The organism is Peptoniphilus harei (genome assembly GCF_016726485.1).
Lineage (GTDB): Bacteria > Bacillota > Clostridia > Tissierellales > Peptoniphilaceae > Peptoniphilus_A > Peptoniphilus_A harei.
In genome coordinates this window covers 1258973-1282128 of record NZ_CP068103.1, presented here as the reverse complement: position 1 = coordinate 1282128, position 23156 = coordinate 1258973, and the positions used below count along the sequence as shown (strand labels likewise).

The 23156-nt window shown below is 35.4% G+C and carries 10 protein-coding genes; all 10 read right to left on the bottom strand.

What is annotated here, in order from left to right; all coding sequences use genetic code 11:
* Positions 1-10 precede the first annotated feature (10 nt).
* The 10 genes from I6I93_RS05910 to I6I93_RS05865 all read right to left on the bottom strand — a co-directional run bounded on the left by I6I93_RS05910 (position 11) and on the right by I6I93_RS05865 (position 22623).
* Positions 11-253 (bottom strand): type II toxin-antitoxin system RelB/DinJ family antitoxin, encoded by a 243-nt coding sequence (locus tag I6I93_RS05910; RefSeq protein WP_172605465.1) that lies wholly within the window; start codon positions 251-253, stop codon positions 11-13.
* A 579-nt stretch (positions 254-832) separates the two neighbouring features.
* Positions 833-1663 (bottom strand): class C sortase, encoded by an 831-nt coding sequence (locus I6I93_RS05905; RefSeq protein ID WP_112889812.1) that lies wholly within the window; start codon positions 1661-1663, stop codon positions 833-835.
* Positions 1653-2483 carry a class C sortase gene (locus I6I93_RS05900; RefSeq protein WP_112889811.1) on the bottom strand — a complete coding sequence of 277 codons (831 nt, stop codon included), beginning with the start codon at positions 2481-2483 and terminating at the stop codon, positions 1653-1655. Before I6I93_RS05900 ends, I6I93_RS05905 begins: the two co-directional genes overlap by 11 nt.
* Positions 2467-3513: a class C sortase gene (locus tag I6I93_RS05895; protein ID WP_112890572.1), complete on the bottom strand. Its 1047-nt coding sequence runs from the start codon at positions 3511-3513 to the stop codon at positions 2467-2469. Before I6I93_RS05895 ends, I6I93_RS05900 begins: the two co-directional genes overlap by 17 nt.
* Positions 3514-3552: 39 nt before the next feature.
* Complete coding sequence (locus I6I93_RS05890; RefSeq protein WP_112889810.1) at positions 3553-4755, bottom strand: MSCRAMM family protein; 1203 nt, start codon at positions 4753-4755, stop codon at positions 3553-3555.
* 109 nt (positions 4756-4864) lie between these two features.
* The gene (locus I6I93_RS05885; RefSeq protein ID WP_112889809.1) at positions 4865-7039 is read right to left on the bottom strand and encodes a SpaH/EbpB family LPXTG-anchored major pilin; all 2175 of its coding nucleotides are present in this window, start codon (positions 7037-7039) and stop codon (positions 4865-4867) included.
* 110 nt (positions 7040-7149) lie between these two features.
* On the bottom strand, positions 7150-7587 hold the full coding sequence (locus I6I93_RS05880) for a hypothetical protein (protein ID WP_112889808.1): 438 nt from the start codon (positions 7585-7587) through the stop codon (positions 7150-7152).
* A gap of 162 nt (positions 7588-7749) precedes the next feature.
* On the bottom strand, positions 7750-8475 hold the full coding sequence (locus I6I93_RS05875) for a hypothetical protein (protein ID WP_112889807.1): 726 nt from the start codon (positions 8473-8475) through the stop codon (positions 7750-7752).
* A 185-nt stretch (positions 8476-8660) separates the two neighbouring features.
* Positions 8661-8867 carry a hypothetical protein gene (locus I6I93_RS05870; RefSeq protein ID WP_112889806.1) on the bottom strand — a complete coding sequence of 69 codons (207 nt, stop codon included), beginning with the start codon at positions 8865-8867 and terminating at the stop codon, positions 8661-8663.
* The gene (locus I6I93_RS05865) at positions 8857-22623 is read right to left on the bottom strand and encodes a SpaA isopeptide-forming pilin-related protein (protein ID WP_146740967.1); all 13767 of its coding nucleotides are present in this window, start codon (positions 22621-22623) and stop codon (positions 8857-8859) included. Before I6I93_RS05865 ends, I6I93_RS05870 begins: the two co-directional genes overlap by 11 nt.
* Positions 22624-23156 lie beyond the last annotated feature (533 nt).

The window sequence follows — 23156 nt, the reverse complement described above, 5'->3', positions numbered from 1 at the left end:
TCACGAAATTTTATTTATGATTTATAAATTTTAACTTGCCTTCCTTGTATTCCCTGTACTTTCTTTCAAGATACTCAATATTCTTGTCACTATAAAAAAGATTTTCTAAGATCTCATCAGGTAACTTCCCATCACGGACAATTTCTTTAAGGAAAATATTTATTAAATCATCAATACTGTTACCCTTGTCCTGACACACCTCATTAACTTCTTCTAAAATTTCATCATCAATATCAATAACTAATTCAGCCACAGAACCATCCCCCATCTCTTTACAAGCATTTTATATCACATGAAATTAAAATCAAGATAATTTTTATTAAAAAGCTCTTTGCCAAGAATATCCTATGTAAAAAATTGCCTTGTTTTCAAATCGAAGACCTTCACCCAAAATCGCATTGTTTGAGCGATAGCGAGTTTGCGATTTTAGAAGGTCGAGATTTAGAAAACATCAATTTTTGGAATGAGATATTCGGGCAAGAGCTTTTTGCTTGTCAAAAATCTGTGTTCCTATATTATATCTGGATAAGATTTTTCATCAGCTCATGCGTCGCTAAAGCTAGCATTTGCTATGAAAACCAGAAAAAGTAGCCTTATGGTTTTAGACTACTTTTTGTTTTTGTATTTAATTTATTTCAAGATATCCGACTCACTCGACAATGCTCCCTATTCGGTCGCATCGTCTTCCTTCGCTGGATAAGATTTTTCATCAGCTCATGCATCGCTAAAGCTCGCATTTGCTGTGAAAACCAGAAAAACAGAGACTCGTCTCTGTTTTTCTTATCATTAAAAAGAGCCTGGCTGTTGCCAGGCTCTTCCCATCAAACTACTCCTATCTTCTCCTAGCCCTTCTCCTAGAAGACCTAATATATCCCACCATCCTAATAAAAACTAGGACCATGGCAATCCATCCAGCAAGAGTAATTCCATAAATTCCATATTTTAAATAGTTTACTTCTGTCTTATCTTCCACCACAGGTTTGACCTCAGTCTTCTTCTCCTCAACCCTCTCGGCATTAATAAGTAGCCTCTTAGGTCTTGGCGGCCTCTTTGGATGACATGTTAAAAGCGTCACCATGTCCTTACCTGCCACTGGAAGGATAGACTCCCAGTCACTAGGAGAAATTATATCAGTCCCAGTGACCCTGTATTCAAGCAGACCTGTGCGACCGTCAATTAAAATCTCATCTCCAACCTCTAGCTTGTCAACATTGTAAAACATGAGGTCACCCCACCAGCCTCTGTGGCCGGCTATGACAGACCTAGTTGACATCCCACCAAGGGGAAGACTTGTCCCCTCAACTTGGGCCACACCCCAGTCAAGATGGTCATAAGTGGCATCGAGATAAATCGGCTTCTTCATGTCAAGCTTGGGGATAATGAGATAAGCAAAGACCTCGTCCTTGTCAATTCCCTTGATATCGTGAGCACCCTCATATTCCTCATTGTCAAAGGGGTCAATAATATTGCTCTCCCCCTTGACAACCTCCTTGTTGTAATCAATCAAATCATCAGTCACTTGACTATCCTTGGCCTTAAAGGAAGCATAATTCTTGTCTGCCATTAGCTCCCTATAAGACATGGAAGTAAAGGCAAGTAGGGGCAAAAATATCCCCAACAAGATAAAGATATATCCAATTATGACCCTTGACTTAGCCTTCATAACGTCTCCTCCTGCGTCTTCTAATATAAATAAAGATAATGATAATAAGAAGAAGAATAACAAAACCAGGCACAATTAAGTCCTTGTAGTTAAACTTAGCCTTATCTTCAGCCTCTTCCTTTTCCTCTGGCACATAAGGAATCCTGTGACCACGAACTAAGAGCCTGTGAGAATTAATCATGTAAGGCGTACAAGTAAGTAGAGTCATATAATCCTTTCCCTCAACAACTAGGACAGGATCAAAATTCCACGGCTCAATAACGAGAATTTGGTCCACCTGATAGGCGAGAGTTTCCTTTACGTTAGTGTAGTAGAAAACATCTCCCACTTCCATCTTGTCAAGATCCCTAAAGAGCTTGACTTGCGGAAGACCCCTGTGGGCAGTGATAACAGAGTGGGTAGACTTGCCCCCAATAGGAAGAGAAGTCCCCTCCAAGTGACCACAGGCCTTTTGGAGGACATCCTCAGAAGTACCAGCATAAACTGGAATTTGTTGGTTGATCTTAGGCACGTCAAGATAACCAATCTTCTCCCTGGCCTCTAGCATACGGGCATAATTTTCCACACCCTTCTTCTCCCTGTCAGTGTAGGGGTCAGCCAGCTTAGATGGGTCCAAGGTTTCATTATAGGCACGAGCCAGGTCAATCCTCTCGTCAATCTCTTCCTGACTCATCTCATCAACAGCTTCCTTGAAGTCCACAATTTGGTTGTTGTTCTCCACAGTATAATACCAGTTGGAGATAATGGGATAAGAAGCAATCAAAAAACCAGTGATAAATAGGAGGATAATCTTCCAATTCCTTTTAAATTTTTCCTTCATGGTCTCCGCCACCCTTCTTATCACTTAAATTACCATTAGCATTATCACTAGAATTCACATTTGAATTCACATTTGAATTCCCATTAGAATTCCCATTAGAATTCCCATTAGAATTCCCATTAGAATTCCCATTAGAATTCTCTTGGCCCTTCATCCTTGCCATCTCAATATTTCTTAGCCTATCAGCTTCCCTCTTGGCAGCCTTCTTCTTCCTTCTCCTATCAAGAATAAACCTCAATAAGATTATTATAGCAAAAATTAAGAGAATGATAAGTCTTTTATCAATATCTAAGTTCTTGCCAACATCTTCCCTCACCTTGTCGTCCTCTTCAGGCACATAAGGAACCCTGTGACCACGGACAATAAGCCTGTGAGTGTTGATCATAATTGGCGTACAAGTAAGAAGCGTTGCATAGTCCTTGCCTGGCACCACGAGAAGTTGTGAAAAGTCAGAAGGATCAATGACATCAATGTGGTCCACTTGATAGGCCAAAACACCACCAATGTAGTTGATGTAAAACTTGTCTCCCATCTCCACCTTTTCCAGGTCCGTAAAGAGCCTAGCAGAAGGCAGACCAGAGTGAGCCGTTATAACAGTGTGAGAAGACTCCCCACCAATAGGAAGAGAAGTTCCCTCCAAGTGGCCAGCCCCCTTTTGCAAAATCTCCTCATTAGTCCCAGCATAAATAGGCAGGTCCACATCAATAGACGGCACCTCGACAGTACCAATCTTGGTCCTAAGCTCTAACATCTGAGCATAATTCTCTATGGCCTTGTGCTTTTCCTCTTCACTGTAAGGGTCCTTGGGAGTCACATTCCCCAGATTATCATTATAAATCTGAGCCAGCCTAAGTCTTCTTTGGATTTCCTCATCACTTAAGAGGTCCCTGGCTTCCTTGTAGTCGGCAACCTGGTTGTTGGCCTCAATCCTGTAATACCAATTAGAAATCAGGGGATAAGAAAGAATCCCCAGACCCAAAACAAAAATAAAAATAAATAACTTATTAGATTTTTTCCTTTTTTTACTCATCTTTTCACCCATAAAAAAGAGGCTCCCAAGGAGCCCCTCTTAATTCTTGTCCTTGATCATAAACCTACCCAATCCTATCATAATTGCACCTGCAATCACAAGCACAATTAGGGTAATATCCCCAGTCTTTGGAATAGGTGGCTTAGTAGTATTCTCTATAATTAGGACTTTTTCAAAAGAATTGTCATTAATCTCAAATTTTAAAGAACCCTGTAAAAGAGTATAACCATCAGGAGCCTTAGTCTCCCAAATTTCATAAGTACCATAAGGTAAGTCTCTTACAAAGAACTTGCCGTCATCTCCAGACTTCAAAACAAGATCCTTGCCATCCCTTTGAACCCTTTGGTCCTTACCCTTGACCTTTTGTGTGATGACAAACTCAGCACCACCAAGGCCCACATCTCTCTTTTCATTAGTCTTATAGAAATTATAAGACCCAAGTTTCTTCTTGTTAAGGACACTTAGCTTGGCAGCTTGCCCTTCGAAGATAGTGAACTGACTCATCTCATCCACAATCTCATAACCAAAAGGCGCCTCAATTTCCTTGAAGAAGTAAACCCCAGGCTCAAGATCCCTTATAACAATAAAACCATCCTTGTCAGTCTCAAAGACCTCCTCAGTCCCCTTAGGGTCCATAGTGTAGGCCCTTGTCTTCACCACATTACCATCCTCATCAAGAAGTTGGAACTTGGCACCAACAAGACCCCTTCCCTCGTCACTGTACTTAAAGAGACGAACAGAATTAGGTGGAGTCGGTGGCTCATGAGGTGGCTCTTCTGGAGGTGGTGGTGGAGGTGTAGGTCTAACCTTTAGCCCCCACTTTAACTTGGCAATATTAGTCTCTTCCGGACTAAAAACTGCAGACTCAATAATGCGGTCCTTGTCCCCCAGCTCCCTGATATAATAAGTTCCAGGCTCAAGATCAAGAGTAACCTTATAATCATCCTTTTCCTTAGGACTTACAATCCACTTGTCTGCCTTATTAGCAAGTTGTCTGTCCAGTTCTTCTTCACTAAGCTTATCAAGTATAGTCACAAGATTGGTCTTATCCATATTAGTATCAATAAACTTGTCATTGATTTTCCAAATACCAAGAGTCCTGCCTTCCAGGTCCTCTTTGCTTAAACTTTCCCTTGTCTTAATATCGATGGTAACAGATGATGCTCCTAAAACATTAAGAGGTAGGAAGACCATAGTTACCATCATGTATAAAATTATTAAATCTTTAATTCTCTTCTTCATCTCTACCCCTCTATCATAATATGTAGAGGAAGGGGTTCCCCCCTCCCATTAGATTTAAATAATTAAACCTCTTTGAGAAAAGTATCTCAAAATATCTTACTTAATTAAATTAAGCTTCTTCTCTATTTCTCTTCATAGCAACAACAGCGCCAGCCATTAGAGAAATACCAACGATTGTGAATAATACAGTACCCATACCACCAGTTTGTGGGATAGTTACTTTCTTGTTGACTAATCTTTGAGCTTGAGTTGTATCAGTTGTTGTTGAATCAATTGTAGAATTTTCCCCTGTTAAAGTTAAATTATTGTAAGAATCTTTATTAACAGTGAATGGGAATTTTTGTCCATCAGCAGGAATTGCATATCCTTCTGGTGCTACAATTTCGTGTAAGTTATAATCTCCAAAATCTAGTCCAGTTATTTCCATGTAACCTTCACTGTTTGGAGTTAATACAACTAGATTATCATTAAGCTTATCTTTTGTTCCAAATCCATCTTTCCATTCATATTGAATAGAAGCTTTTTTCTTTAATCCTGCGATTTCTGTTGCTTTTTTATCAATTGCTGCTTTCTTATCTGTTCCAGTTTGACCTTTTTGTTCTTCAGCACTTAAAGCATTATATTCATCTACAAGTGTTTGTAAAGCTTCTTCTGCAGTCTTTAGAGCAGTTTGATCAGCATCTGCTTGTTCAGCTGTCTTGTAGTATAGATATTTACCATCATTATTAGCAATTAAGAATTTACCACCAACTAGACGATTAATATCTGTATTGTTGTCATCAGTCTTAACAAATCTGTATCCTCCAGATGTTACTGTTACTTCTGGTGGAGTAATTGGATTAGGGTTAGGGTTTTTCTTATTCTTGATTACTAAATCACCATTTTCATCATGTGAATAGTTAGGTACCCAACCTTTTACTTCTTGTTCCACAACTCTATATTTTTCATTTTTATCTAGACCTTCAAATTTTCCAGAAGTGTTAGTTGAATCTAATGTTAATGCTTTACCTGCTACTTCTTCCCATTTATTTGTTTCAGGATCCCATTTTTCAAGTTTAAGAGTGATAGTCATATTTTCTGGCCATGTTTCTGTACCAGTACCATCTCCACCAACAAATGATTTGTCTACTTTGATTTCAGTTTTATCTTTTTCTGGAATTGGGTTTTTATCTCCTGGTTGTGGAGTGTATCCTGGTTTATTTCCATAGTGGAAAGAAACAGTGTTGGTTTCTGGGTCTACTGGTCCAGTTAAACCATTAAGAGTTGCTGAATATTTTAGAGTAAATTCAACTTTTTGTGCTGCTTCGTCAGCTACTTTATTATATACAGTTTTTCCATCAATAAGCTTTACGCCATCGCCTTTGTTAAGTGTTTTTTCTAATACTTTTTTAATACCTGAATCAGTAAGTTTTAATACAAAACCATTATCAGAGTTTTCAACTTTATAATCATCAGTTGTTAGTCCTAAGTCTGTATTTTTATCTCCATAAGTTGCACTTAAAACAACATCTTCATTATAAGTTAGTCCTTCACTCATTCTATCTGACCATGCTAGCATGATTTCTTTTGAACCAGCAGGAATTGGAGTCTTAACAATATAAGGTACCTTTGCACCTTTATCTAATGTGTAAACCTCATCTTTTCCATTTTGAGTAATTGTAACATTATGAGTTTCATTTTCATTTGCTTCTTTGTCTAGTTCCTTAGTTGTATCTTTTTCATCAGTTGTATTCTTTGGATAAATATTAACATCATCCATTTTTGCACCATTATCATCATAAATAGGTAGTGTTATCTTAAATGGTACAGCCATAGCACCAGTGTGATTTTCTGGTGTTTCAGATTCTACAAAATAATATGTTCCATCTGCTAAATTAGAAAGAGTAACTAGACCATTTTCATCTGTAGCTGCAGTTTCAGTTCCTTCTAATCCAGAAAGTTTACTATCTTCTGCGTCAATTAAAGCTTGCATTTGATCAACAGTTTTTGGATTAGTCTTTTCAATTTCTGCTAATTGTTCTGTAGTAACTTTCCAATAAGTGAATTTAACACCTTGTAACCATTTAGGGTTTTTACCATTGAAATAGTCTTCTCCACCAAGTTGTTCTAAAGTCAATTCTTGTCCCTTGTGATCTTTTTCTGTAACGCCATCAAAATCGTCAAGTTCAACTTTGTGAATTTTAAGATTTGTCGTTCCGCCAGCTGCTAGTGCTGTTAGTGGAGAAAATACTCCCACTAGCATCACTAATGCCATGATTAGTGATAAAATTTTCTTTTTGTTCATAATATAACTCCTTTGTTATTAATTTTTTATAAAAATTTGCTTCCGCAAATTATTACCTTTAATTTGATTATAAAAATCAGTCTTACTTTACTATATTATCTGATGACTTTTTATCTTTTTAAATCTTCAATTTCTATGTGCTTAACTATCTCATCTTTTATAGTTTTTGCAATAGCTTGCATATAAGCCTCTTCTTTAAGAGACTCAAGTATTTGAATCAAAATAACAATGGTTCTAAGTCTGTTATTTATTTCATCATCATTTGATAAATTATTCTTCTTTATTTTTTGTTCTAAATCATATTTTATTGTTTTGTATTGATTTAAATCGTTTATCAAACCCGCCATTTCATACTCTGCTTTATCTAAGTAAGCACATTGAACTTGTTCGACAAGATATTCAAGGTCAATTGTTTCATCCACCGGTTTTGGCTCATCTCCATTATAATCCTGTTTACTTAAAGAGTATTTCTTTTCATTCATATAATCATATAAATATTCATCTTTATTAATTTTAAGACCTTTTCTTATATCACTTTTAATTTTCATTTTAACCTCCCGGTTTCTAAACTGTATCTCAATTAAAAACTGCACTCTTTTTTGTAATTCAATCTCTAATTAAATACGAGTTCAAAATCATTCACTTAATCATATACAAACTATAATTGTCTTATTAAATTAAAAGGTTCTAAACTGATTTAAGTCAATAAATCATTTACTTTTATTATCTAAAATTTCTGTAACTTTAATAGCATAATCTCTAGTTTCAGATTTTTTGTCAATTAAATAGTCAACATTAACATCGAAGTTTCTAGTTTCAGGAACTTCAACTATGTCTTCCTTAATAGCTTCAAGAATATAAATAGCATGATTTATAACCTTTAACTTATTATGTTTCGAGTTTCTCAAAAAAATACTTACAACTACAGGAGAGTAAAATAAAACTATTAATATAATTATTAAAATAAGAAAAATTATATTTCTGACTATAAAACCCGAATCTTGCCCTGTTGAATGTTCAAGTGCAGCAAGAAGATAGGCTAATATTATAGAAACACTTGTTGCTAGAATTGACAGAAAACCAGTAATGCGATCTACACTCTGCGAACTTACTTCAATGTCAACCTTATATGTTTTGAATGATATTAAGTCTTCTACTAGTTTTTCTTTATTAATGTTTTTAAAATTTTTACTATCCGTGTAATTTACAGTTACATATTCTAAAATTTCATCCGTGTCGTAATATTTTAAATCCTTCACTTTGTCATGAGCTAATTTGCAAGGAACTCCAGTGTTAAGTTCATTGATTGCTGTTAATATCTTTGTTAAAAATATAAAAATTCTGCAATTTATTATAAAATTAATAATTTTCTTGTACTTTTCATTATAATTTGCTTTTTCAACTGTATTATTTTTGATTGATTCTCTTTCTTTCATAAACCATCACTTTATTCTTTGAATATTAGATGATTATGAATGAGAGAGTGGGTGCGTGGCCCTTTCATCTATGAGGGTGGACCACCGGACTTCCCTCCACCACTCTCTATTCATTTAACATTGATTTTGACTTGCACTTTTCACAAGTACTTTACGGAGGGTGCCTCTTCTTGTCCTTAATACTATTAATCATAGGACAACCACCTTCTCTCGTCGGCCACGAGGCCCCCTGTCACAAAAGTTTCCGCCTTACATTTTCTATAAAATTTCAGCCTTAGAAGATTAGATCTGGCATCCTTAAAACTACTCGCCATAAGAGGACTTTTCTTCTTGTCCCTATAACTATTCATCATAAGAAGACTTTTCCTGGTGTCCCTATAACTATTCATCATAAGAAACACCCCTCTTCCTGCTGTAAACATAAGCCGCCGCACTCATAAGCACAAGCCCAGCAAGAGTAAATATCAACGTACCCCTACCACCAGTAAGAGGATATTCCGCCTTACGGTTTTCCACTTGGATAGGTGATTTAGAATCAATATAAGATCCTTCATTGCTTGATATGTTCGTTATATCAAGCCTATTTGTTACTTCGTCAATCATTGTACCAAAAGCATTGATATATACATCAGATTTTGGATTTACTGGACTTGTTGCATTTTCTTTAAGTTTTCCAGTAAATTCTACTACTAGAGTTTTATCTGTAGATAAATTGCTTCTACCTTCTTGATCTCTTGTGTAGTTAGTTCTTCCATACATCTCTCTTATTGAGTATTTAAGTGGATTAGTAGTTGATGTTACAGTGTAATTAGTTGGAGTAACTGTCTTAAAGTCAGCATCTTTCAAGTCGTTAATAGTTTTATCCTTATCAAGAACCGCTACTTTAATAAGTTTAGAAGTATTAGTTTCTTGAACATTCCAACCTTCTACAAAAAGTCTAAGGTGTGAATCATATTCGTCAAAGGTCCATTTACTGTTGCCTGGATTTATAACAAGTCTTTGCTTAAATGTTCCCTTGTCCTTATCCACTTCAAGGATTTCACTTGTTATCATGCCATTTGCACCAATAGTCTTGCTTGCCTTTAATGGGTCTTTTTCAAAAACTTGAAGTTTTCCATTTTCTAGCTTAAATTCCTTGATATATCCAGGGAATTTACCATAGCCATCTGGAGCTTTAGTCTCTTCAAGTGCGTAGTAACCGTCTTTAGTTAGGTTTAGACTAAATTTACCATTTTCACCAGAAGTTACTTTCATAGTTTCCTTCTTGCCTTGTGCATTGGCTACTTTGTAATCAGTGTATTTTCCATCTTTTGATTCTTTATAAAGAACTTTGAATACTGCACCATTAAGCTTCTTAGATTTATCGTCGCCATCTACTTTTTCAAATTCGAATGGTTTGTTGTTTACAATGTTGATTGGAATAGTTCCGTCAACTGGTTGGAAGATTTCTTCAGTACCCTTGCCATCTGGAGTTGGAACAGTTACTTTGTGATAAATCTTTCCAGAACTATCTACTTTAAAGTAGGCAACTGCTTTTGTTGGTTTTATATAACCTTCAGGTGCTTTTGATTCTACTAGCTTGTAGTAGCCCTCTTCAAGTTTTTCGTAAAGAACAATTCCGTCCTTGTCAATAAATTTTGCATTTCCTTTAGGAGTCCAAGTATCGTTTGGCTTTTCTACTGTACCACCATTCTTGAATAGGGAGAAGGATGCTGTTAATAGCTTTCCATCTTTATCTTTAATTAATTGACCATATGGGTCAACTTTCTTGAACTGAATCCTATTAGATGGGTTAACTGCTTGGATAGTTAAGTCAGCAGAAGCTGTATTTGCATTTTTGAATTCGAAAATCCAATCTGTTCTAGATACACCTGGATACTTCTCTGTAATATATCTTCCATATTGATAACTATAGAAAGTATTGTAATTGTATATGTCTGATATACCATTATAAGATAATAGATTTTCAGTATTCATAGTACCTGTAACTTTAATAATCATTGGACCATATGGGTCTAGTTTTCCTATTTGCTGTTCTTTTGTTGATTCATTAGCCCTTATATCAGTTGGTGGCATACCGCCAACTCTTCTTAAGTTTGGACTGTCTTCATTAACTGCGAAAGACTCTGGCATACTTTGAGCTATTGCATAATCACTATTATCCCTTAGTTTATAATAAGTGAATTGTAAGTCTTTTACATCTATACTTGGTGTGTATTTGAAGTATAAATCTTTACCGTTGTACTTTCCATCTCTATTTACATAGAAGTAATGGACGAACTCACCTGTTTTTGGATTGTAATGGTAAAGCTTAGATGCCATATTAATATAGTTAGTGTAATCTGTTCTTTCAATTGTATCGACAACATATTTTACTTCTATATTTTTATAGTTGTCCTTATTATTTCCAAGTCCTACTCCAACATATTGATTTCCTGATGTCTTAACCTTATCCAATGTTATATGAGCGGTAATCTTGTTTTCAAAGCTCAATAACTTATATTGCTCAGCATATTTTGTGAATGTGTAAGTTATTGTTCCTGCTTCTTTGTCATAGTCTGCCTTGGCTATTGTACCGACACCGTCTGCAAAGAGGTCCATGTTTCCTACCTCATCTGTTCTAATACCTACAAGGTCCATATTGTCAGATAGTTTTAGTACGAAGTAGTCTCCAGGTTTTATCTCAATATTTGGATCAAGTTTAAATTCGTTATCAAATTCCAAACTTTGTCCAACGTGAGGTCTGACTACACTATTTCCTTCTGATGATGTTACTTTTGCATCATCTGGGTCTGGTCTAACAACTTTAAGTTCAGATTTGCTTAGAGTAATATTATCTGTTAAGTTTTGACCTGTCCTTGCTATGTCTCCAGAATATGGGTCTAGGTCCTTACCACCAACTGTGAAGTGCCATACTTGGCCAGTGTTGATATGACCAGATGGATTTTCTACTTCTCTTAGTTCGTAGTTACCAACTGGAAGACCGTCTATTACAAGTACACCCTTTTCATTTACAGTACCTTCATAAACTGCATCTTTTACAGGATTTCCGTCTTTATCCTTCTTACCACTAGTCCTGATAGCTTGGAATTTAGCTCCAACTGTCAATTCTCCACTAGCATCTGCAGTTGCTCCTAAAGCATTTCCGTTTTCGTCAATTTTTTTGATAGTGACTTTACCTTTACCAGGTTTTTCGTTCAATATCTTACCCATGTTCTTAGCTGTTGCTGCTGTTACATAGTCAACTAGTGAACCACCTGATGATCCTGCTTTACCATATTCTGCTACATAACCGCCTTCTTTGTATTCTAGGGTTATATAACCTTGGGCACCTGCAATAATTCTACCCATTGGTTCATTTGATTCTGGGTCTATAAAGTTTGCAGTCTTTAGTGGTATTTCCTTTGGATTTCCATCTTTATCTTTAACTTCACTTAGAATCATACAAGTATCCATGTTGAACTTATCTGTATTTACTAATTCGCTAAAATTATAGACTTTATTATCTGGATCGCCTTTTATCTTAGCCTTAGCATTATTAAGTTCTATTTTTTCTTCATTGTATGGGTCTATTATTGTTAATTCAGTTAACGCTACTTCCTTTTTAGTCTTTGGATTTATGATTTTTCCAGACCTTGTATCAATTTGTTTGATTGTAAATTGTAGAAGTTCTCCTTCAATTGGCTTGTAGCCTATTGGTGGTGTTACTTCTAATAGTCTGTAACGACCTGGTTCTAGTCTTCTAAATCCAAAGTAACCATTGAAGGCTGATGCTACATAAGATTCATCTAGATCATACCAGAAGGAACCTTCTCTCTTTTGTAGCTTAAATACAGCACCTTCAAGTCTGTTGTTATTGTAGTCTTCTTCTGTTCCATCTGTTTTTAGTTTGGCGTGCTTAGAGAAAGTAATATTATAAGTTTCATCTTCGTTAGTTATTGTCATTCCATCTTGAGGAATTGTCTTTATACTATCTGAAGAATACAAGTCTTTAATATTCGCCTTAGTATATGAAGTTTGGATTGGTGTGGCATTTTTGATATTTGAGTTATCAACATTTGATGCTAGTACAATGCGGCCTGCATCGTAATAATTACCTGCTATTGTGGCACCTTTTCTTAACCAAACATCATATTTTTGCTCGTCAGAATTACCATAGAACCATTTCTTAGCTTCTGCTTCTCCATAAATACTTGAATAATAAGCGTATAGGGCTTCCATACCTTGTTGGTAAGCTGCGTCTCTCTTAGTTTGGAGACCGCCTGTGTTTCCAATGTCCTTATCAACCTTCCAACCTAATTTTCCATTTTTATAAGTTCTTTGAGCAAATACCCATTCTCCTGCATAGAAGTCTACCTTAAGTTCTATTTCCTTTAGGTCAACTATGTTGTCGTCGTAGAATCCTTCAATATCTATGAAGTAAACTCCATCATTTGATAGGTTGATTTGGTCTTCGTCAAAGCCCCAGTCAAATGGTCTCCACCTTGCAGTGTTAACAACTGATACATTGGATTTTCTTAAGTCATAATCTTTTAGAACATCATCAGGGGTTAAGTTGTCTGCTGGGTTTGCAACTTTATAAGTTGTCCTATAAGCAGTCTTTACACCACCACTTGTTGTCTTTGGAGGTTGTGAAGGTGTATCAATTTCTTCTCTCTTTGTTGTAGGAGTTATTTGGACGTTTATCTTGTCAGCACCTTTGTATCCTCTAGTATCTATATAGATTCTTTGGACGAAAGTCTTATTAACAGGGTCAATATTTTTAATTATTGACTTATATTTAATTGCATCAGTTGAACTAGTATTATCTCCTGCCTTTGCCCCTTCAGATGATAGATATGAAGTAGATGTGTGTTTTGGACCACTTTCTTTAATAACAAGTTGTCCTCTTTCTTCTACTACTTGTAGTTTCCAAGGTGCTGCAGGTTTTTTGTAACCAGCTGGCGACTTAGTTTCTGTTAATAGGTAATTACCAACTTGTAGCTTGATAGGTTTATTGTTTTCGTCAACAAATACTACATTACCATTTTCATCGGATACTGCTTTTGCAATTATCGTATCTGTTCCGTCATCTTTCTTTAATTCAAATTCTGCACCAATTAGACCTATATCAGCATTGTTCTTCTTATAGATTTTAAGTTCGATACCTGTTTGTGGGTTGGTAATTAATGCAAATTTTCCTTCTGGAATTTCAATTTCATCCTCGCCAGGTTTTGTTCCACCATCTTGAATAAAGTTTGCAGAAACATTTACTACTGATTTAGGCATAGTAAACTTGTTGTCTGTAACTGTTATAGGGTTACCACTTGCATCTGTAACAGTATATGAGTAGAATGTATATCCCTCATTGGCTGTAGCTGTAAGAGTAACTTCTTCTCCTGCTTTTGCAGTTAGCTTGTCAGCTTCAACTTTACCATTGTTTGAACTTATAATGTTTATATCAAAAGCGTCTGGTTCAGGCTTAACAATATTTACATTATAAGTCGTTGTTTTGCCACCATATGTTATGGTAAGTGGCATATCTTGTGCTTCTTTTGCTGAACTAAATCCTGTTACCATACCAGGGTTTACAGCAATTGTTTGTTTAGTACCATTAGACATCGTTGCTTCGATTGTAAGGTTTGTTACATCTAATCCTTCACCAACTTTGTAAGTTGTCTTGTGGTTTAAACTATTAACTTTTATACTCTCAAGATTTACTGGAGCATCCTTCCATTGAGCTACAAATGTGTAGTCTCCACCAATTTTAATAAATCCTCCAGGTAGGTATACACCCTGATATCCTTTTATTGTCCATCTTAAAAACTCTTTTCCAGCTGGAGGAGTAAATTCACAATTTGGTATTCTGTATTGATAGCCATTATATACTTCTTGGTTCTTCATTACACCAGATCCACCATTTGGATCGAAGCTTATGATTGATTTATATGGATCTCTAACAAAAGTTGCTGAGACATCTATATCCTGATCCCTAACGGTAAATGTTGCTTGATTGTTAACTACTCTTTGTGTGAAATCCCATCCACCTATTAATAGTTGGTTTAATTTATATCCAGGTTCTGGCCTTATAGTCAATGTAAACTGTTCACCAGTTACTGCTGAAGATTTATTACTTGTTACCTTACCATTTTGAATATTAGGGTCAATGGTTATTTTATAACCGGAAATTGCTTTGTCTTTCCAAAGTGCTGTAAGTGTTGTATTAGCACTTACTTGGATAGTATCTCCTGGTTGATATTCTTTTCCACCTACTGACCAAGCTTTAAATTCTTTTCCAGCTGGTGCTGTGAATGTAGGACTTGGTAGTTTGTAATCGCCTTGTGGAACAGTTTGACTTTGCATTGTTCCTGATCCACCATTACCGGCATTAAAGTAGATTGTCACATCGGTATTTAATTTCTCAAAAGTATTTGTTACTATTACATCCTTATCTGGCATTCTAAAGCTAAATACATCTTGTGCTATTACATTTCCATCTTTATCAGTAATTTTATTGCCTGTCCATTCGTATCCAGGGTCAGGTACTATATTTAGGCTGATTTCTTTTCCAGTTTCTCCATATTGTGGAGCAGTTACACTACCACCTGTTGATTGTTTGATTGTAATTAGGTGTTTGTAGTTGATTTTATTTGCGCTGTTGTAAGACTCGTTTGCTGTAGCATATTTCCAATAAGATAGAGGTGGATTTTTTTGCCTGTCGTATAAATAATAAGCTTCTAAACCTAAATTTGAGTTGTCAGTGTAGTCTACAGTGAATTCAACAGCATACTTATCAGTACTCCAAGGGAAATTTATAGTATTACCTGTGTAGTAGTTGTCACCAAAAGGTCCGTTATGATTTATATCAGCTCCATTAGCTTGTAAGTTATCTATAGTTGAAGCATTTTTAACTTTATAAACTCGGATATTCTTAGGAGTTATTGAAGTGCCATTAGCTGTGTGGTAGTTTAGCATAATAGGTTTTTTACCTAATGTCTTACTTCCATCAATTAAGAATACTTGTGTAAATTCCTTAGTATCTTTATTGATTCTAGTAATTTTAGTTTGGATTCCATCTTCATCTTGGTGGCTTGCTATTGTAGATTTATTTGGATCTACTTTTTGCCATCCACTAGCTCTTTGAGCCTCTGGAAGTGGATCGTCAGAAATTTCTAATCCTGAATTTGTTCCTAGTGCAAAGTCTCTGTTGTAAGCAACCATTGCAATTTCACCAAAAGTCATTCCATCAGCTAATTGGTTTTCAAGATTGTTTTCTCCATATACTGCATTTATATTTTGTCTTATATATTCTTGATTTATTTCTGCTTGTGATCTAAGAAGAGATTTTTCATCAGCTTTTGAAGTTAATCCATATTGAGCTGACCTTAGGCCTTGCATTTGCTTTGCAAGTCTAAGATTTCTAACTTGTTGTGCTTCAGTTGAGTTAGGGTCTCCTACTGTTAGGATTGTGTTTGCAGCTACTGGTTCAAGTGCTGGTTGTGCAGCTCTTTCTTCTCCAGTAGTATTATTTGTGTCCTCAGTTTTAGCAATTTGTTTGATGAAAACTTTTCCTTCATCTGTTATCCTAACTGACCAATCATTATTCGCTAGTTCATAACCTGGAGCTGCTTTATTTTCTTCTAACTTATATGTTCCTGGTGTTAGCTTGTCGAAAGATATCATTCCATTAGAGCCTGTTGTCATGAATCTTTCATCCTCGCTAGGTTCTGGACCTGTTAGCTTAAATTCTGCTCCTTGAATAGCTTGTGCAGCATTAGTTTCTTTAACCTTCTTTAGTTTGAATCCAAATGTTTTTGATTCATTGGTTACGTCTAAAGAGTTATCAGCTATATAAGAACCTTGGATACCTGTAGACTGTTCTAGTACTGGTCCTGATTCTTTTATTATATTAACTTTTTCGTAGTAGTCAGACTTCCAATAGGTTGTACCATTTTCAACCCAGTCCATGCCTGTACCAACGCCGCCAGTGTCTTCATTGTATGGTACCTTAATATCTACAACTATTGGTTTGTTAGTTGCTGGGAAATCTAGGCTTAGTCTGTCTGGTTCTCCATACCTACCTGCTACTTTCTTAGCTGATCCCTCTACAAAACTAGTAATGTTTTCTGCTTTGTAGTCAGCAAGTCTAATATCTTCTATTTCACCTGTGACAGCTTTATCTAGTTTAAATACTTGATAATCTTTTCCAGCTTTTGCATTACCCTTATACCAATCCATATTTGGATATTCTATTTTTTCTCTGTGGATTGTAGCAGTTGTTTTTCCCATACTTTCTGCTTCTGGGTTTAGGACATATCTTTGGATAACATACTTTTCAGTTTTATTGATACCAACTATTCTTGTTCCCATTTTAAATGGTGTTGGGAAGTTTCCAGTCCAGTCAGTACGTCTATTATCATATAGATTCCAGCCATCAAGGCTTCTGCCTGCTACGTTAACCCAGTTAACATTCTCTTTTTCTAGGATTGAACCAATTGTTTGATCGGATTTTTCTCTATAGTTATAAACTTTTTTGTTGCCTTCAGCATCAACTACTAAAACCCATTTTTTATCGAGTTTTCTGTAGCCTTCTGGTGCTTGAGATTCTTCTATAATATAGGTTCCTTGAGTTAAGCCTTCAAATTCAACGATACCATTTTCGTTAGAAGTAGCTTCTTTATTAATAGTATTGCCGTCTTGTCCTTTTATTGTAAACTTAGCTCCTGGAAGAGCTTTTCCAGTGGAATCCTTCTTATAGACTTTGAAGTTTCCTCCACTTGGTTTATTGCTTACAGGTATTATTATAGTGTCTTTTCCTGTGAAGCTTGTTCCACTTCCACCTACTTCATTTATAACTACATTTCCTGTGTCATATACTATTACTTGCCATCTTCTATTTGACTTAACAAAGCCATTTGGAGCTTTAGATTCTTGTAGTGTATATACTCCTGGTTCTAAGTCATTAAATTCTACTAGGCCGTCAGAACCACTGTACCTATTAATTATTTTACCTTCTTTGTTTTTTAATTCAAAAATTGCGTCTGGTAAATTAGTATTATCAACTTCATTGGTCTTTTTGATTTTAAATGAGCCTGGTTGGTAAGTTTTATTTATCAGTTTAATTTTTTGGGAATAGAATTTAGGAATTTCTTTTCCCGTTTCTGATCCTATTGCCCAGTTATAGTTACCTTTTTGGTAAGAGCCTGTGTGTCTACTGCCATTTGATAGATAGTATCCTGACCATAGGTCTTTGAATCTCTGTTTATCTGTTACCTTAAAGGTTTGGACTATTACATAACCTTCATTTCCACTTACTCTAGGTAGGTCTATTTCAAGTGGGTGCTTGCTATGACCGTAGTCTAACAAACCCTCATATGATTTTAGATATTCAGGTTTATAGGTAACCCTTACTTCTCCACCAGATTCTGAGAATCCTTTTTGTGGATCTACATTTGATTTCGAATAAACTCTAATATAATCAAAAGTATCTTGTTCTGGTCTTATACCATAGGATAATGGCATTAGATTTTGTTTTCTATTTTGGTCGCCATATACCTTGTATACTTTTAGGTCATCAAATCCAAAGGCTGGATATCCATCTGCACGATAGTATTCTAGACCTGGTCTTGGTTTTTTCATCGACAACCAGTCAAGTCTAACTTTTCTTGGTCCACTAGACAAATTAGTTGGGTTGTAATAAGAAACAGCCTTCATGTAGATTTCTCCATCGTCACCCTTATAAATGTCTGTTATATATTCACTTGTTAGTGGTCCGCCTCCACCTTGGGAGTCATAAGCATAGTAGTCAGTCTTTACATTAAAGTTTAATGTCTTATTGCTAGTTGCTGCATTTGGATCGTCTGGATCTACTGTTATCTTAAAATCATAACCATTTGTCTTGTTTGTTTGAGTCGCATAGTACTTGTCTGGGATAATACCTACAATTTCCAATGACGCACTCACATCAGTTGCATCTTTTACAAAAACATAGGTCAAAAGATTAGTGTCGTAGTTAAAGTATGGTTTTGCAAGTAAATTGCCATCACCATCTTTAAGGTCTGGTATTTCGTAGACATATCTCTTGAAGTCTAGGTTAGTATCAAATTGGATTTTGAACCTTCCACCTTTAACAACATTGCCAATAGTATAAGTACCATTATATTTGTAAGATTCTATACCATAGGCTTCCCAAATGCCCTCTTGCCATCCAAGACGGCCATCATCTGGTTGTGTTTGTTTTTCTTGTAGCTTCATGCTTTGGTTAAGAACTGTTACATTGTAATTAGTAGTATCTTGTCCTACCTCTACATCTTCTAGGATATAGTCTACACCATTTATTGGTGTACCATTACCATCTTTGAATCTTGCCTTGTAAGTTACCTTGCCATCTTCAGATACATTTACATCAAATACAACATTTGAATTTTTGTATCCTTTAGGCGCTTTCTTTTCTTCTATAGTATAGTTACCTGGAGCTTGATGACCAAAGGATACAAGTCCCTTAGTTTTTCCTTCACCTTCAGCTTGTGACTGAACGTCAATTATTGGATTTCCATTTGAATCCTTTAGGGTAAATGTTGCACCACTTAGGCCGTCAACTTTATTTTCATCAAGCTTAGTAAGTTCTATTGGTGATTTTTGAAATGCTTCGTTGGTAATAGTAATCCTTGTTATATCACTTGTAGGGTTTTCTCCTGTAGAATCTGATGAGTTTTTAGTTGACAGACCAATTATTTCTTGCATCTTAGCTTCATTTGCAACACTTGAATTATCTGTCAACCAGTCATAGGATACCGCACTTGTGCTAGTACCACCAGTTGCCTTTACTTTTACCAAGAATCCCCAATCATTTCCAAATCTTGAAGCTGGGAATTTGATTTGGTAACCAGTTTTACCTGTGTAAGAATCTACTACTTTGTCTTGTCCTATAATTTTATTAGCGTGATCTTTGTTTAGAACTTCATTTCCCTTATATGTGCCCGCAGTCTGCTTTTGCATTATGTTTCTAGTAGTGTATCTATCTCCAGGGGCTACATCTAGAACTTCTACAGTGTCAATTTTTCCTCCACCTGCTAGGTTAAGATTTAGTCTTGTGTCTTTATCTGTACTTCCACCATAGCTATTTGCTTCTGGTTTTAGATAGATATAAAATTCTACATTTCCCTTTTCATCAATGCTACCATAGTGCATTGCATTCATGTAGGATGGATATGATGGGTAGTAGTTGTGTCTTGTAAGAACTGTGGCTACTTTTCCACCTTGCATAGAAATATTATTTCCCGATACTGATACAGTACCATCATTGTGGACTGTGATTTGTTTAGGCTCTTGGTCTAATTTGTATCCAGCAGGTGCTTTGTTTTCTATTAAGTTATAAGTTCCTGGACTTATGTTTTTAAAGTTTATTTGTCCATTAGCGTCTGTTTGTAGTTTTAAAGTTTCTCTTGGGCTTTGAAGTGTAAATTCTGCTCCTGCAAGTTTCTTATTAGGATCCTTGCTATCTGTTTTTATAATAGTAAATGAGGAATCTGTTTCATCTGTAGATTCTGTCATAACATTATAAAGATTATATGCTCCATCTTCTAGGGAATAGTAGTTATACTTTTCCTTGTAAGAATATTTTGTTTCATCTATAGTTGGTCCTTCTGGGAAAGTTTGAATTATATTTGGAGTAATCTTTGTTTCTGATCCATCGTTTCCTATTGTCCATGTTTTAACAGCTGGGATATCAAAGTTTCTATCAGCTTTACCTATTTCTCCTTCATCAACTGTTATTGGACTTGATAAAGGATTTCCATTAGCATCTTTAACTTCTATGGTTTGTTTAGGCATTGTTTGAGTGCTATCAATACCAGACCAAGTTTGTTTTATCTTTATTGGTTGGTATTTGTTGATGTTAACACCTGAAAGTGAATAGCCGGCTTCTGAATCTGTTATATCTGTGTTAAATTCGTAAACTGCAATTCTACCTGGAAATTGTTGGTCTGATGGATTTTTTCCCTTTGCTGGAATTGTTTTATTAAGGTCTGTCTCTCCTATTATGACCTCCATCTTACCATCACCTGGGTTAAGTCTATAAACAGCCATCTTTGCTGATGCTAAGGTTTGATCTCCTGTCAACTCTCTTGTAGCTAAAGGAAAGCCTATAACAGGGTCTACTTTTTTAGTGTTATCACCTGTTGACACTTGGTCTGTTACAGTCCATTTAGCTGTTGTATCAGATGAAAATTCACCCATAATTGTTGTTCTATTGTTAACGCCCACACGCTTAGAAGTTGTATCTTCCATATAAGACTTGTTATCTGCTGCGTCATAAACTAGTCTTACTGCTCCTGTTTTCTTCTTATTTAAAAGAGCAACTGATAGGTCTAGGGCATATTTTTCTTGAGGATTGGTTATCTCTGTTTCAAATGTGTAGCGAACCTCTCTTAAAGATTTATTCAAAGTATGGTTTTTAGATGCTACTATACCAAGCTGACCTTCAATTTCATTTTTTGTTAGGCCATCTGCCTCAGTTCTAAGCTCATCACCATTTAATAATAGGTCGCTAAAATCTCCTAGACCAGATCCTTTAACAGTAGTAGCGTTTGAAGATAGACCCAAAGCTAATAAGTCTTTAGTTGATGTAAATGTAACTGACCAATTTACTGCTACAAGTTTTCCATCTTTTACAACGGGAGTTCCATGAGCATCCATGTAAACCTTATAGTCAGACCCTGGTTCTACTATTTGTAGAACTTCATGTCCGCCTTCTTCTGAAATTCCATTTACTATGTCACCATTATTATTAACCATTACTTCTGGAAGTTTTACTGGTCTAACTACGCCTAGTCCAGAAATAGAATTGTTAATAGGGTGAGTGTCTTTTATTTTGTCTAGTTCTTTTATTTTGTTAACATTATAGTCGACATCTATGACTATAGGAATTTGTAGGTCTTTTGCTATAGGGTTTTCAACTGTATATTTAATTGTATTCGTACTTTCGTTGTACTCAGGTTTCGCTAATACTGTTCCATCGTTTACAATGTTTGGAAGAATAGTACCTGTTTTAACAGTAAGTCTTGGGTCTAGCTTGATTTCAAAAAATTGTCCTGGTTGAATTGCTCCAGTAATAGTTGATGTATCAAGTCTAGTCCTGATCGTGAACTTTTTATTTTCTAATTCTTCCGGGCTTGCTCCAACAGGATTAGCCATCAACATATCTGACCTGAAGTTTTCTTCCCTATCTCTTTCAATAAGTTCTTGGAAGGCTTCTTCGTTATCTGCCATCAGTTTGGCTTGGTCTTCTCTTGACAAGTCGTACTTATCTTCGAAAGTATCAAGTAGGGCTTGAATTTCTTCTAGACCGTTATCTTTGTTTTTAAGTGCTTTTTTAAGTTCTTTGTCTGCTTTTTGTAGGTCTGTAAGTCCAAGGCCTTCTTTGATTTTTTCTAGTAGACCTTTTTCTTCTTCATCTTCTGTAAGATCTTCTGTCTTATTTTTATCTTCTAATTTATTTGATTTTTCCTGGTTTAGACTTTTTTCTGATTCTTGTTTTTGTTGGTCCCTTAGACCCTTTTCTTTTAACTTTTCTTCTAATAGCTTTTCTAGCTCGATTCTCTTTTGGCGAGCGTCCCTATATTCTGCTTCGGCTGCTGCGGCTTCGGCTTCGTTGGCTCTTGCTGCTTGTGCTTGTTTTTCTGCTTCGATTCTCAAAAGCTCTTGTTTTTGTTTTTCAAGTTCTGCATTTTCTTTTGCAGCTTGTTCTTCTTTTGCCTTTGCTTCTTCTGCAGCTTTTGCTTCTGCTTCTGCCTTTGCTTTTTCTTTAGCCTTGGCTTGGTCCGGTTCATTCTTCTTTGTGTTTTCAAAGAATTCGTAATCGTTCTTTGTTTTCTTAGCCGGTATTAGTTCAGGAGCCTTGCCTGTTTCTTTAGGCTTGTTAGAAGAATTTTTATGTACTTCTTCTTTCTTATTTGAATTAGTCTTCCTAGTATCCTTCTGACTGGTCTTCTCGGCCGGCTTATTAAATAGTTCGTCGGAAATCTTTTTCTCAATCTTATTTGAATTTGAGTTTTCATAATTGGTATCATCTACTAATCCTGCAGCCAGTGCTGTGACTGGACTAAATACCTCCAATATCATTAATAATGCCAAGAATAGGCACGTAAATCTTTTAAAAATATTATCCATTTTCTTTCTCCTATCTCTTAATCAGTAATAAGTCTTTACTAGGAAATATGTAACTCTCTAGTAATGATATATACATTCTAATACAAGAATAAAAAGATATCAATACCTATTTTGTAAATTATCCTTCGCCAATGGCTTGTTTTGGTCTTTCTTGAATACTCTCGAAGAATCTTTATTTTTTATTCATGTCTTATTATCAATGTTTCTTATGTAATACTTTTGTAACTTTCCCTAAATATAGCGCTTTCCTATATTTACTTATTTTTAAATATTTATATATGTATTATATAAGTATATTTTTTGTATTTATTTTATACAATTTTTCTTCAAAAGAAAATTTTTGATTTTTTTATTTTTATGATTCTATATTGTGATTCTCTCTGGTTTCCTGGCCTATTTTTTTATTTTTGTAAAACTCTTTAATTTTTATGAAATCTTTTCTCCATAGATAAAAATACAAGAACCTAATTTTGATATTATTTATCTATTAAATATATTTTTACATTCTCTTTAATTATTTTTTTAATTATTAG